The organism is Pantoea cypripedii, assembly GCF_011395035.1.
Taxonomy (GTDB): Bacteria; Pseudomonadota; Gammaproteobacteria; order Enterobacterales; family Enterobacteriaceae; genus Pantoea; species Pantoea cypripedii_A.
Genome location: NZ_CP024768.1, coordinates 1,297,560 through 1,310,638, shown reverse-complemented (window position 1 = coordinate 1,310,638; position 13,079 = coordinate 1,297,560). Strand labels below are relative to the sequence as shown.

The 13,079-nt window shown below is 59.5% G+C and carries 11 protein-coding genes; 3 read left to right on the top strand and 8 right to left on the bottom strand.

Going from position 1 to position 13,079, the window contains the following annotated elements; translation table 11 throughout:
* Position 1: 1 nt before the first annotated feature.
* The gene (gene hutU / locus CUN67_RS06070) at positions 2-1,687 is read left to right on the top strand and encodes a urocanate hydratase (RefSeq protein WP_208717082.1); all 1,686 of its coding nucleotides are present in this window, start codon (positions 2-4) and stop codon (positions 1,685-1,687) included.
* Between the two features lie 258 nt (positions 1,688-1,945).
* On the top strand, positions 1,946-3,103 hold the full coding sequence (locus tag CUN67_RS06065) for a M20 aminoacylase family protein (protein WP_208714430.1): 1,158 nt from the start codon (positions 1,946-1,948) through the stop codon (positions 3,101-3,103).
* Positions 3,104-3,107: 4 nt separating this feature from the next.
* Here CUN67_RS06065 and ybiB read toward each other — a convergent pair whose 3' ends face one another.
* The 4 genes from ybiB to CUN67_RS06045 are packed head-to-tail and all read right to left on the bottom strand — an operon-like array spanning position 3,108 to position 7,826.
* Entirely contained in the window at positions 3,108-4,076 is a 969-nt protein-coding gene (gene ybiB / locus CUN67_RS06060) for a DNA-binding protein YbiB (protein WP_208714429.1), read from the bottom strand.
* Positions 4,063-4,716 (bottom strand): FMN-binding negative transcriptional regulator, encoded by a 654-nt coding sequence (locus CUN67_RS06055; protein WP_208714428.1) that lies wholly within the window; start codon positions 4,714-4,716, stop codon positions 4,063-4,065. The genes ybiB and CUN67_RS06055 overlap by 14 nt, the downstream gene beginning before the upstream one ends.
* A 2-nt stretch (positions 4,717-4,718) precedes the next feature.
* Positions 4,719-6,872, bottom strand: a complete 2,154-nt coding sequence (gene dinG / locus CUN67_RS06050; RefSeq protein WP_208714427.1) for an ATP-dependent DNA helicase DinG — start codon at positions 6,870-6,872, stop codon at positions 4,719-4,721.
* Positions 6,873-6,929: 57 nt separating this feature from the next.
* Entirely contained in the window at positions 6,930-7,826 is an 897-nt protein-coding gene (locus tag CUN67_RS06045; RefSeq protein ID WP_208717081.1) for a LysR family transcriptional regulator, read from the bottom strand.
* Between the two features lie 190 nt (positions 7,827-8,016).
* Between CUN67_RS06045 and CUN67_RS06040 the strand changes: the two genes are divergently transcribed.
* Complete coding sequence (locus CUN67_RS06040; RefSeq protein ID WP_208714426.1) at positions 8,017-9,102, top strand: iron-containing alcohol dehydrogenase family protein; 1,086 nt, start codon at positions 8,017-8,019, stop codon at positions 9,100-9,102.
* A gap of 61 nt (positions 9,103-9,163) precedes the next feature.
* Here CUN67_RS06040 and CUN67_RS06035 read toward each other — a convergent pair whose 3' ends face one another.
* From CUN67_RS06035 to CUN67_RS06020, 4 genes are read right to left on the bottom strand one after another with little or no spacing between them, the layout of a single operon-like run.
* Entirely contained in the window at positions 9,164-10,522 is a 1,359-nt protein-coding gene (locus CUN67_RS06035) for an MmgE/PrpD family protein (protein WP_208714425.1), read from the bottom strand.
* Positions 10,515-11,393 (bottom strand): polysaccharide deacetylase family protein, encoded by an 879-nt coding sequence (locus CUN67_RS06030; RefSeq protein WP_208714424.1) that lies wholly within the window; start codon positions 11,391-11,393, stop codon positions 10,515-10,517. The genes CUN67_RS06035 and CUN67_RS06030 overlap by 8 nt, the downstream gene beginning before the upstream one ends.
* The gene (locus CUN67_RS06025) at positions 11,386-12,231 is read right to left on the bottom strand and encodes a polysaccharide deacetylase family protein (RefSeq protein WP_208714423.1); all 846 of its coding nucleotides are present in this window, start codon (positions 12,229-12,231) and stop codon (positions 11,386-11,388) included. Before CUN67_RS06025 ends, CUN67_RS06030 begins: the two co-directional genes overlap by 8 nt.
* 13 nt (positions 12,232-12,244) lie before the next feature.
* Positions 12,245-13,069 (bottom strand): ABC transporter substrate-binding protein, encoded by an 825-nt coding sequence (locus tag CUN67_RS06020; protein ID WP_208714422.1) that lies wholly within the window; start codon positions 13,067-13,069, stop codon positions 12,245-12,247.
* Positions 13,070-13,079 lie beyond the last annotated feature (10 nt).

Here is a 13,079-nt window from a genome sequence, read left to right as displayed (position 1 = left end):
GATGAGCGAAACTCTGACCCAGGCAGTTGCCCGTGAAATCCGTGCTCCGCACGGTTCTGAACTCCACTGCGCCAACTGGTTGATTGAAGCGGCTTACCGCATGATCCAGAACAACCTCGATCCCGACGTGGCTGAACGCCCGGAAGATCTGGTGGTGTACGGCGGCATCGGTAAAGCAGCACGTAACTGGGAATGCTTCGAGCAGATTCTGCGTTCGCTACGCGCCCTGCAACCGGAAGAAACGTTATTGATTCAGTCGGGCAAGCCGGTTGGTGTGTTCCGTACCCATGCTGACGCGCCGCGCGTGCTACTGGCAAACTCCAACCTGGTGCCACACTGGGCCACCTGGGATCACTTCCATGAGCTGGATAAAGCCGGCCTGATGATGTACGGCCAGATGACCGCCGGTTCCTGGATCTACATCGGTGCCCAGGGCATCGTGCAGGGCACCTTCGAAACCTTCGTCGAAGCCGGTCGTCAGCATTACGATAACGATCTGAGTGGACGCTGGATCCTCACCGCCGGTCTTGGCGGCATGGGCGGCGCACAACCGCTGGCGGGCGTGCTGGCCGGTGCCTGCGTGCTGGCGATTGAGTGCCAGGAATCACGTATCGATTTCCGTCTGCGCACCCGTTATGTTGACCACAAAGCCTATACCCTCGACGAAGCGTTGCAGTTGATCGACGAGGCCACCAAAGCGAAGAAAGCCATTTCTGTCGGCCTGCTGGGCAATGCGGCGGAAATTCTGCCAGAGCTGGTGAAACGCGCCAAAGCGGGTGGAATGAAGCCGGATATCGTCACTGACCAGACTTCAGCCCACGATCCGGTGAACGGTTATCTGCCGATTGGCTGGGATCTCGATCGCTGGCAGGCCGAGAAAGTCAGCAACCCGAAAGCGGTAGAAAAAGCGGCGCGCGCCTCAATGGCAACCCACGTTCAGGCGATGCTCGATTTCTGTCATATGGGCATTCCGACGGTGGATTACGGCAACAACATTCGTCAGGTGGCGCTGGATGAAGGCGTAGAAAATGCCTTTGATTTCCCGGGCTTTGTACCGGCCTATATCCGCCCGCTGTTCTGCGAAGGTAAAGGTCCGTTCCGCTGGGTGGCGCTGTCGGGCGATCCGGAAGATATCTATAAAACCGATGCCAAACTGAAAGAATTGTTCCCGGATCACAAGAACCTGCATCGCTGGCTGGATATGGCACAGGAGCGTATCGCGTTCCAGGGATTACCGGCACGTATCTGCTGGCTGGGCCTCGGCGAGCGCCATAAAGCCGCGCTGGCGTTCAACGAGATGGTGCGTAACGGCGAGCTGAAAGCACCGATTGTTATTGGTCGTGACCACCTCGACTGTGGCTCGGTCGCCTCACCGAACCGTGAAACTGAAGCGATGAAAGATGGGTCGGATGCGGTTTCCGACTGGCCGCTGCTCAACGCCCTGCTGAACACCGCAGGTGGCGCGACCTGGGTCAGTCTGCATCACGGCGGCGGGGTCGGTATGGGCTTCTCGCAGCATGCCGGTGTGGTGATCGTCTGTGACGGCAGCGCCGAAGCGGATGTGCGTCTGGCACGCGTGTTGTGGAACGATCCGGCCACCGGTGTGATGCGTCATGCTGATGCCGGTTACGAGCAGGCGCAGGCTTGTGCGAAAGAGCACGGGCTGAATCTGCCGATGCTGAAATAAGCGTTAATTGTCGTCAGGTCGGCATAAATGCCGACCCTACGTTGTCAGCAAATCTGTAGGGTCGCCATTAATGGCGACCTGATGAATATTCATGCAATTTTTATTCACCCGACATATTTATTCCATTTCGCTATAGCCTATAGCCAAATTCTCCCGTTCTGCGATAGACGCCACCCCGCGCTTGCCACTACAGTGATAACTTAATTTCCTGCGGTATCGGTTTATGGAGGTACTGCTGCTGATGGAGAATTCTGCCCTATGACCCTGCCTGCCGCCCTGCTCGAAAACGCCCTGCGCTGGCGTCGCCAGTTGCACCAACATCCGGAACTGGGTTACCAGGAACAGCGCACCAGCGACCTGGTGGCGCAGGTACTCAGCGATGCGGGTTTGCAGGTATTTCGTGGTCTGGCAGGCACCGGCGTGATTGGCACGCTGGAGAACGGTCCGGGGCCGGTGATTGGTCTGCGCGCCGATATGGACGCGCTGCCGATTACCGAAAAAGGCAATCCACAGTGGAAATCCAGCCAACCCGGCGTGATGCACGCCTGCGGGCACGATGGTCACACCGCGGTGCTGCTGGCGGCAGCCTGCCAGCTGGCCGCCACACGCCGGTTCAGCGGCACGGTGCATTTTATTTTTCAGCCCGCCGAAGAAAACCTCGGCGGCGCGCGCAAAATGGTGGAAGAAGGTCTGTTCCAGCGTTTCCCGATGGATGCGATTTATGCCATGCATAACTGGCCTGGCTTACCGGTCGGCTCGCTGGCGGTCAATGCCGGAGCGATGATGGCCTCGCTTGATTCGTTTGAAATCACCCTCAACGGCAAAAGCTGCCATGCGGCGATGCCGGAAAGCGGTGCTGACCCGATGGTGGTGGCCGCCGAACTGATTCTGGCGCTGCAAACCATTCCGTCACGTCGCTTATCGCCCCTCGCGTCAGCGGTGGTGAGCGTCACGCAAATCCACGGCGGGGAAGCGATTAACGTTATCCCGGAGCAGATCGTGTTACGCGGCACGGTGCGCTGCCTGCAAACCGAGGTGCGCGATCGGGTACGTGGATTGATTGAGGATTTTGTCACTACGCTGCCGCGCCCGTTTGGCGTCAGTGGCGAGATTCACTGGTATCCGGGCTATCCGGTCACCGCCAATCATGCTGAACAGGCAGAACAGGTGCGCCAGGCCGCTGCTCAGTTACTGGGCGAGCAGCAGGTGCACTGGCAGGTCAATCCGTCGATGGCTTCGGAAGACTTCGCCTGTATGCTGGAAGCCTGTCCGGGGGCTTATTTCTGGCTGGGTGCCGATGGCGCTACGCCTTCAGCACCGCTGCATAACGCCTGTTACGACTTCAATGATGAGCTGCTGCCAATTGGCATCACCTTCTGGCAGCAGTTGGTGGAAAGCACGCTGGCGAAAGCCTGATCCCTCAGAGTCCTGCCTGGCTGAGGCGCGTTTCGGCCGCTGCCAGGCTGGCACTTTCCCCGCTGGCGACCAGGCAACAGGCCAGTTGCAGGCGCAGCGCCTGCGGCACCGCGCGTTCCCCTGCCAGCACCGCACGTATCCAGCCCGCCGTGTCACTGGCGCTTTTGGACGCGGGAAGTTCTGCCTCACACTCCGGCTGACGATCAATCCACACCTCCGCTTCACCGCCAGCGCCCTGAATATAGTTGATCGCCGGGCAGCGCTGTGGATTGGCATACACCTCGCCCTCAGTGCCGTTGAGCAAAATCGCCGGGGCATCAATATCCTGAAAGAATTTACCGACACGCGCGACATATTCGGGATGGGAAACGCTGGCAAGACGCAACGCTGCACGTTCGGCAAAGGGGGTCGCCAGTTTTGCCAGCGTGTGGGCGCTATTCCGCACTCCCATACGCCAGCGTAGCGACAGCTGTTTCGCCATCGGCGGGCATAAATTATCGATGGTGATAAACGCCAGTCCGCCGCTGTCCAGCGCCGCCTGCGCCTGCTGCGCGCTGCTGACCGGGCTAATACCCAGTGCCGCCAGCACCTCTTCGCTGGTGACGCGCGTCGGATCATCACTGACGCCGTGCATCAGTACCGGAAAGCCGAGTTTTACCAGCAACAGCGCCAGCAGCGGCGTCAGGTTGCCCTGACGGCGTGCGCCGTTGTAACTGGGGATGACGATCGGCATCGGACGCCCGGCCGGGGGTTGCAGACGCATCATTTGCTGCTGCATCGCCTGATAGAAGCCGAGCATCTCCGCTTCCCCTTCCCCTTTGATGCGCAGCGCGATCAGCACGCCGCCCAGTTCCAGGTCCGGCACGTCACCCGCCAGTATGGCGCTGTACAGCGCCACGGCGGTGTCGAAATCGATATCGCGCGCGTGATTTTTACCCCGCCCGATCTCTTTAATGATTTTATTCAGTTCCATCAGGAGTTTCCGCTTCCAGTGTGCGCCGCATCTCGGCGGCCAAAGGGGTGTTCTGCTGTTGCTGCAAACCGTCTGCCACCTGCTGGCGATCCGTCAGGCTGCGGTTTTGATTGAGTTTCCACTTACCTTCGCGTTGGGTGACACGAATTTCAATGCCAACAATGGCTTTGATCATGCTGTCGATATACGGCGCTGGCGCATCGTTGACCGCCCACGGCTGCGACATGTCCTGCTCCTGCTGTTCGGTAAGCCGCGCCACCTGCTCCCGCAGCCAGTCGGCGTTGTCATGACGCGTCAGCGCGCCACGGCAGTGCAGTGTCAGGTAGTTCCAGGTCGGCACCGCTTTGCCGCTGCGCGCCTTCTCTTCATACCAGGCCGGGGTGATGTAACCCTGCTCGCCCTGGAACACCACCAGCACGGACGCGCCCTCTTCCAGCGCCTTCAGGTGAGGATTGGCACGCGATAAATGCCCCTGCAACACCCATTCGCCCTGCTCATCGACCTGCAATAAAAACGGTAACGGGGTGGCAAGCGGACCCGCTTCACCATTGGAAATCAGCAGTCCCAGCGGATGACGCAGCACCAGCTGGCGCTGCGCTTCGGCATCCGGCTGATTAAACGCCCGGGGGGTATACAACATGCTCAACTCCTTCTGCTTACACGCCGTTTGCGCGGCGCGGGTGATTCAGTGGTGGCCTCGGGCATTGGCGGCTGTTCAATCGGGAACACCGGTAATGCCGCCAGCAGGCGACTGCCATACGGCTTGCTGATTAAGCGCCGGTCGTAAATGACGATCTCACCGAAGCATTGATGGCTGCGAATCAGACGGCCCACCTGCTGGATCAGCGTAAAGGAGGCGCTGGGTAAACTCTGCACCTCAAAGGGGTAGCGTCTGAGGCTCTTCAGCCACTCCCCTTCGGTCAAAATTACCGGACTGTCCACCGGGGGAAAAGCAATTTTGTGGATATGCACCTGCGACAGCAAATCCCCTTTCAGGTCCAGCCCTTCGGCAAAGGATTGCAGCCCCACCAGGATACTGGTTTTACCCTGTTCGACGCGCTGACGATGCAGCTCCACCAGCCGGTAACGCGGCTGATCGCCCTGCACCAGCATCGACAAGCGCAGATCGGTGACATGGGTCAGAAACTGCTGCATGGCACGCCCGCTGGCAAACAACACCAGCACCCCGCGGTGTTTTTCCTGCGCCATTTGCGCACGAAAGAAACGCGCCATTTCCGCGATGTGCTCCGTTTCATGGCTCATCAGCGGTTCGTAACGCATCTGCGGGATCACCAGCTTGCCCTGATCGACATGCTGGAACGGCGAATCGAGCGCCACGAAGCGGTCACCGGCTTTTTCATTCAGCCCCGACATTTCCTGCAAGCGGTTAAAGCTGTTGAGCGAACGCAACGTCGCTGAGGTCACCACCACATGGGGAACTTTGCGCCACAGCAATTTTTCCAGCTGGTCGCTGACGCGAATGCCCGCGCAGTGAAACAGCAAATGTGCCTGACCATCGCGCAGTTCACGCGTTATCCATTTGGATACCGGCGCGTTGGAGGCTTTTTCCAGCGCCGCCAGCCGCCACAATTTGCTGATGGATTCGAACCAGCCAAAGTGGCGGTTAAGCTGCAAAATCGCTTTATGCAGCCGCATGATATCGGCTTTGCCGGTCTGATCGCCGAGTTCATTCAGCAATCCTTCCGCCAGACCACGCAGCGCATCGCTGAGTTTGAACAGCCGCGCGCACATCGTCAGCAATTCTTCCGGCAGCTCCCCCAGCACAAAGCGAAACTCACCCGGCTGGTTATTGGCGGGCAGCAGCGGATTGAGTGCATCGCACAGTATCTGCAACAGTTCACGCATTTCATCGCAGTGGCCTTTCAGCCGTTCGGGATTAGTGAGCGGAGGCGGCGATTTCGGGCGGAACTGCGCCATGATGGTTTCCACCAGGCGCACAAACAGATCGAGTTGCAGACTGCTCCAGCCAGGGGTGATCTCGGCGCTCATCTCCAGCGCATCACGCGCCACTTCCGGCAGATGATGGCCTTCATCCAGCACCAGCATCAGGTGTTTGGCGGGCGGCAGCACCGATTCGTTCTCCATCGCCGCCATCACCAGCGCGTGGTTAGCCACCACCACATCCGCCTGCTCAATCTCGCGCCGTGCGACAAAGAACGGGCATTCGCGATACCAGCGGCAGTGATGACCCAGGCAGTTGGCTTTGTCGGTGGAGAGACGCTGCCACAGGCTGTCATTGATGGCGACATCGGTATGATCGCGCAGCCCATCCCACTGGTAGCGGCTGAGCTGCTTTTCCAGCCCGGCACACAACTTTTGCTCCTCTTTGGAGCCGGTCACCGCCTCATCATCGAGATACAGCAGCAGATCGCCCTGCTGATCTTCGCTCGCCGCCAGTGCCGCGAGGTTACGCGGGCAAACATAGCGTCCACGCCCAAAAGCCGCGGTAAAGGTGAGGTCGGGAATGATTTTCTTCAGCAGCGGCAGGTCTTTGCTGAATATTTGATCCTGCAACGCCACGTTGGCAGTGCTGATCACCAGCCGCTTCTCTTCCGCGCGGCTGACGGCAATGCCAGGGATCAGGTACGACAGGGTTTTCCCCACGCCGGTGGGGGCTTCGATCGCCAGATGGCGACCTTCATCACCGGCAAGACTTTTCGCCACTTCGGCAATCATCTGTCGCTGTGGCGCGCGTGGAATAAAGTCAGGAACCTGCTGTTGCAGCGCCTTATACCATTGCGCAATCTGGCTTTTTATCGCTGCTGTCAGGGCCATTATCTTTGACTTCTTTCGGGAAAATAGCCTGTATTTTTACACAGTATCGCCACAGCGTCAGCTTTCGCTGCTATTTTTTCGCGCTGGATTCAGGATTTCGCGCATCGCGCGGATCAGCGTTTCGCGGGCGCGTCCACGCCGGAAGGCAAAGGAAAACGGCGCACGAAACTGAAAATGTTGCGGCAGCAAACGACACAGCGCCCCCTGCTGCTCCCAGCTGCGCGCGTAATGTTCCGGCAGATAACCAATAAAACGCCCACTGAGGATCAATGTCAGCTGCGCTTCGATACTTTCCACCGAGGCAGTGCTCTGGCGGAAGCCCCGTTTGTTCAGCTCCTGCTGATTCCAGTAGCGCCGGGTGACCATCCCGGTTTGCTGCACGCTACGCATATCCGGCACGCCCTGCGCCAGCGGGTGCTGCGGGCTGCAATACAACCAGTGCTGCTCCTCGTATAACGGGATGGTGACCAGATTGCTGGCGCGCAGCGGAAAGTGACCAATCGCCAGGTCGAGCCGATCCTCCAGCAGTTGCTGCTGCAATTCGTTGGGATCGCGCACGCTGAGGTTAAAAAACACCGCCGGAAAGCGCTGATTAAAACGCGCAATAGCAGCGGGCAAATCCAGCGTGCTGTCGGTGACGGTGGCGTCCACCACCCCCAGCGAGAAGGTGCCGCCCTGCGCGCTTTTCAGCGTCTCCACTTGCTCCTGCCAGCCCGCCAGCGTCGCCAGCATCTGCTGGCTGTAACGATAAAACTGCTCTCCTTTGCTGGTGAGGCTAAAGCCGCCACGCCCACGCTGGCACAGAATAAACCCGAGCTGGGTTTCCAGCTCGCTCATATAGGCGCTGATGGCGGGCGTGGTCATGTTCAGCGCCTGCTGAGCGCGGGAATAGCCCTGATTTTCCACCACGCTGGCAAACACCTGTAGCAGTTTGAGATTGGGTAAAGGTTGCACCATTTTCCTTCAGAGATTGCTGGCTAAAGTTAAGTAATCTCTGAAGTGATTATCTGCTGTCAAGGATTTTTCCCGCAGGCGAGGCGGGTAATGATGAGCACAGTGGCATGACCTCACAGCTGGCGGCCAATATCCTTTATGAGATGCTGTGCGTGTTGCCTGGCGTCCGTTATACAGAGAAGAAGAAGCAATGACACAAATGAATCTGGTGTTTCCGGCCCGCGTCCTGCGCGGCGCGGGAGTGATCAATCAGCTGGGAGAGGTGTGCGCCAGCCTGGGTAAACGCGCGCTGTTGATCGGTGGCCATCAGGCGCTGCATGCGGTGGAAAGCCAGGTACGCGCCCAATTGCTGGCGGCCGAGGTGACACTGCTGGCCCAGCAGTGGTTTGGTGGCGAGACATCAATCAACCATATCAATCGTCTGGCAGGCATCGCCAGCGAATTGCAGGCGGATATGATTATCGGGGTGGGCGGCGGTAAATCGCTGGATACCTGTAAAGCGGTTGCCGCGCAGCTTGGCCTGCCGATTGTCACCATTCCAACCATCGCCGCCACCTGTTCAGCGGTGACCCCGCTGAGTATCCGCTACGATGATAACGGCAATTTCTTTGACATTTTCCCGCTGCCGCAGGCTCCGGCGGCAGTGGTGATCGACAGCGCCCTGCTGGCAAAAGCCCCGCCGCGCTGGCTGGCTGCCGGGCTGGGCGATACCCTGGCGAAATGGTACGAGTTCCGCGCCGTCAGCACACGTCACCCGGCACGGGAAGGCAATGCGTTATCCTCCCTGGCGCATAGCAAGATTTGTTATGACGTGATCGCTGAACATGGCCCTGCTGCCTTTGCTGCCGTGCTGCGTGGCGAGAGCGGTAGCGCGCTGGATCAGGTGCTGGATGCGATTTTCACCTGGGCAGGATTAACCTCACTGATGAGCAACGGTGCGCATGCGGCGGCCTCCCATGCTATTTATGAAGGTTTTACCTTCTGCGACAAAACCCGCGAGTTTGGTCATGGTCTGCTGGTGGGCTTTGGCAACCTATGCCTGCTGGCGCTGGAGCATCGCAGCGATGAAGAAGTGCTGGCAGAGATGCGTCTGGCGCGCGATTGTGGCGTACCGCTGCGGCTGTCAGAGATTGCCGAACTGGACGCGGCCGAGCTGGCGCTGATTGTGCGTGAATCGGTGCATGCGCCGGATATGGAGAATATGGCAGAGGCGGTGACGGAAGAACGGTTGCTGACAGCGATAGCACGCGTTGAGGCGCTGGCAGGAAGGATGTAAAAAGAAAAAGGTCGCCATAAATGGCGACCCTACGAGTTTATCAATAATCCAGGGACGGCATTTATGCCGTCCTGGCCGCCAACAACACCGTGATCTCACTGGCATCGTCAATCTTATCCAGCGCCAGGCACAGCGTCTCCAGCTGCATCACCTGCGCCTCAGGCAGCACACGCCCCGCCAGGCTGCGGTACTTCGCGACTAGTGCTGCCAGGCTCAGTGGATTGGCGGGCGCACCGGACGGCACTGGCACATGCTGCTGCCACTGCGCACCCTGCATCGTCTCCAGCCGTACCCAGGGTTCGGCATCCCGGTTCTGCCCGGGATCGATCACCAGTTCGACACGCGCCATCAGCGCTTCCGCATCAGGATGCAGACGTTTCGCCTCATCATAACTGGCCAGATCCGCCGCACCGTACAATGCCCGCGCAGTGAGCGCATAAGGCAAACTCATCTGCGCGGCAGCGAGGCTGGCAACGTCACGGGTGCCACACATTTCCAGCAGGAACGGATTCAGCCCCACCACAATGCGGGCGATATCCGCCGTCGCCACCGCCTGCTGTTGCAGCATCATGCCCATCGCATCAACCGCCGCATGGGTGCCACGGCAGGCGGCATAAGGTTTAATCGAACAACGGGCCAGTTTCCACACCACGCCGAGATCAGCCACCAGTGCTTCTGGTTGCTGCGTCTCAGCCGCCAGGGTTTGCAGGAAACCACCCCAGCGCGCTTCAAACACCGCCGAAGGACCACTGATACCGCGTTGCGCCAGCAGCGCCGCCTGTACACCGCCTTCTGCCGCACGTGCTGCATGCAACTTTTTGGTGTGGGAACCGTCGTGAATAAAGCCCCACAGCCCGCCGCTGAAACTGGCCGCGATACCCAGCGCCGAAGCACACTGCGCCGGGCTGAGTTGCAATAACGCGCACACCGCTGCCGCCGCGCCGAATACCCCGCAGCTGGCTGTCGAGTGCCAGCCCGCACCGTTATGTGCTGAGTAGCCACCACAGGCTTCCAGCACCCGGCGCCCTATGTCATAGCCGATGACCATCGCAGTGAGCAGTGCCTTGCCGCTCACCGGCGTTGCTGCCAACGGCAACACCGCCAGCAGCGCCGGGATCACCACCGCACCGGAGTGATCGCACCCGCCGGTATCATCCAGCTCATACATATGCGCCGCCACACCGTTAAGCCACGCCGCCTGACGCGCGTTGACCTGTTCGGTACTGCCCCACACCTGCGCCTGGGCATAACCGCCCTCTTCCTTAATCAGCGCCAGACACTCACGCCAGATCGGGCTGTCGCTTCCGGCCAGTGCCGCACCGAGCGTATCGAGGAAGTGGCGTCTGGCCTGATCCACCAGCGCCTCCGGCAGTTGCTCAAAGCGGGTATTGGCGATAAAACTCGCCAGCTGATTAAGCATTGATCTCTCCGGTAACACGGGTGAACACCTCCGCCGGATGATCCGGCCCATTGTCAGGCTGGCTCTGCCAGTGCGCGGCCACCTGTTGCCCGGTGGCAATCCATACATTGTGTTGTTGCAGCGTCTCCAGTAGCGTTCGCAGCAGGCCGATACGTCCGGCGGTGCCGATGATTTCCGGGTGCAGCCGCAGCAGATAGCACAGGCCAAAGCGGTGAAAACCGTGGAAATCCTGCGTCAGATTCGCCAGAGTTTCAGCATAAGGGGCGATGCGGGATTGCCCCGGCGGGATCGCCGGGCTGAGATTAAAGGCAAAGTAAGGTTCATCTTCCAGCGTGTAGTGCATCGGCAGTTCCACCAGCCGCGTGCCCGGATGGAAATACGGCAGATCGTCACCGCGCCAGCTCGAAGACCAGCGGATACCCAGTGCGATCAACGCCTGCGCCAGTCCCGGCTGCCACTGCCCCGCCGGAGTACGGAAGCCGGTCACCGGCTGGCCAGTGATCTGCGCCAGCTTGTCGCAGCCACGCGTGACGCTGGCAATCTGCTGCTCCAGCGTCAGACGGGAGAAATCTTCATGGCGATCGCCGCTACAGACGATTTCATGGCCGTCAGCGACGATTCGTTGCACCAGCTCAGGCTGCTCTTGCGCCACAATCGCCGGTAAACACCAGCTGGCTTTCAGCTGTTTTTCAGCCAGCAGATTCAGCAGACGATCCACGCCACGCAGCGTGCCATAGCGCCACACCGACAGGGTTTTATCCCGCCCGGCCACTGCCGGTGCCTGGGTGAGGATGCCGTGAATATCGTTAAAATCGATGGTGAGGATCGCCGCCGACTGGAAGCCCAGCGGCCAGCGGGGAGATTCAGTCATGTTGCTGCTCCTGCAAATACCACTGCGCCACCGCATCACAACGCGCAAACCACACATCATCACGCGTTGTCATATGTTCAAACAGCTGCTCCAGCAGCAGCAGACGTCCCGGCTGGCCGGAGATTTTCGGGTGGAACAAGGTCGTCAGACAGAGCCCCTCATCCATCGCCCCATCAAATTCCCGCTGCCAGTTGTCACGCGTATGGGCATAGCTACTGATGCGGTCGCCCCCTTTTGGGAAGTCTGGCTGGCGCGTGTAGGCCAGCGAGGCGTAATCATCCATCTCCCATTTGCCAGGGATCTCCACCAGCGGCGTGTGCCCTGTCACCGGAATGCTGTAGGGACGATCGTCGCCACGCATACTGCTGGAGTAAATCACCCCGGCTTCACGCAGGATTTGCGGGGTTTCGGCATGCCAGTCGCCTGATGGTGTACGGAAACCGCAGGCGGTGATGCCGAGATATTGTTTAAAAATCGCGGCCGATTTCGCCATCACCGCCCGTTGCTCCTCGGGGGAGATCGCCCAGAAGGATTCGTGACGGTAGCCGTGATAGGCCACTTCATGGCCCTGCTCAACAATCGCCTGACACTGCTGCGGCCACTGCTCCACCACCCATGCGGGAACAAAAAAGGTGGCGGGCAGCTGAAAGGCCCGCAGCAGATCGAGCAAGCGCCCGAGCGCACGGTACGGACCGTAAGCGCCAAAAGTAAAATACTCTGGCGTGGACCACAGGCTGCCATTCAACATGGCATCGCCGGTGGGACCGTCAAGGTCAAATGCCAGCGCCATACAGCCGCGCTTACCCTGCGGCCAGCGCACTGCGCCCGGTTGTTGCATCAGAGGCCTCCTGTTAGCCCTGGTTCACCGTGGCCTGCGCCACACCGTTGTCGTTCAGACCCCATTTGCTGAGGATTTTCTGGTAGCTGCCATCGGCGATCATCGCATCCAGCGCTGCCTGCACCGCTTTGGTCAGATCCCCGGCATCTTTGCCGATCGCCATGCCGGTGTACTGGAAGGAGAAGGCTTTATCGAGTGGCTTAAAGGTGCCTTTTTCCAGGTTCATGATGTACGGCAGGGTTTCGCTGCCCTGCACCGCGCCATCCAGACGACGCTGGCGCAGCTGGGTACGCGCATCGGCCGTCCCTTCGGCACCCACCACGATGATGGCAGGCTTACCAGCGGCCTCGCAGTGCGCCTTGCTCCAGTTAGCGATCTCCTGCGGGAAGGTGGTGCGACGACTGGTGCCCACGCGTTTACCACACAGATCCATCGCGCTGTTGATGTCGCTACGCGCGGTTAAGGTGTAGAACTGCGGACCGGTTTTGAAGTAATCGATAAAATTGACCACTTTCTGGCGTTCTTTGGTGTCGGTCATGCCGGACATCACCAGATCAACGCGTTTGGTGACGACTGCGTTGACCATCTGTTCAAAGGCAATTTCCTGCCAGTTGATCTTCACGCCCAGCTTCTGACCAATCGCCATACCAAGGTCGTAATCGACGCCGGTCAGTTGATTGCTGGCCGGATCTTTGAAGTCCATCGGCGGATAGTTCGGCATAATCGCCACGGTCAAACCTTTCTCTTTAATTGCCGCTGGCACGGCGATGTCGGCAGCCCAGGCCGTCGATTGCAGCAACAGCGCGGCGCTGATGGCGCTCAGTAACAACTTTTTCATTCATTACACC

Coding starts and splice junctions, on each gene's coding strand:
- hutU (WP_208717082.1), top strand. CDS start 2: ATGAGCGAAACTCTGACCCAGGCAGTTGCCCGTGAAATCCGTGCTCCG.
- CUN67_RS06065 (WP_208714430.1), top strand. CDS start 1,946: ATGACCCTGCCTGCCGCCCTGCTCGAAAACGCCCTGCGCTGGCGTCGC.
- ybiB (WP_208714429.1), bottom strand. CDS start 4,076: ATGGAACTGAATAAAATCATTAAAGAGATCGGGCGGGGTAAAAATCAC.
- CUN67_RS06055 (WP_208714428.1), bottom strand. CDS start 4,716: ATGTTGTATACCCCCCGGGCGTTTAATCAGCCGGATGCCGAAGCGCAG.
- dinG (WP_208714427.1), bottom strand. CDS start 6,872: ATGGCCCTGACAGCAGCGATAAAAAGCCAGATTGCGCAATGGTATAAG.
- CUN67_RS06040 (WP_208714426.1), top strand. CDS start 8,017: ATGACACAAATGAATCTGGTGTTTCCGGCCCGCGTCCTGCGCGGCGCG.
- CUN67_RS06035 (WP_208714425.1), bottom strand. CDS start 10,522: ATGCTTAATCAGCTGGCGAGTTTTATCGCCAATACCCGCTTTGAGCAA.
- CUN67_RS06030 (WP_208714424.1), bottom strand. CDS start 11,393: ATGACTGAATCTCCCCGCTGGCCGCTGGGCTTCCAGTCGGCGGCGATC.
- CUN67_RS06025 (WP_208714423.1), bottom strand. CDS start 12,231: ATGCAACAACCGGGCGCAGTGCGCTGGCCGCAGGGTAAGCGCGGCTGT.
- CUN67_RS06020 (WP_208714422.1), bottom strand. CDS start 13,069: ATGAAAAAGTTGTTACTGAGCGCCATCAGCGCCGCGCTGTTGCTGCAA.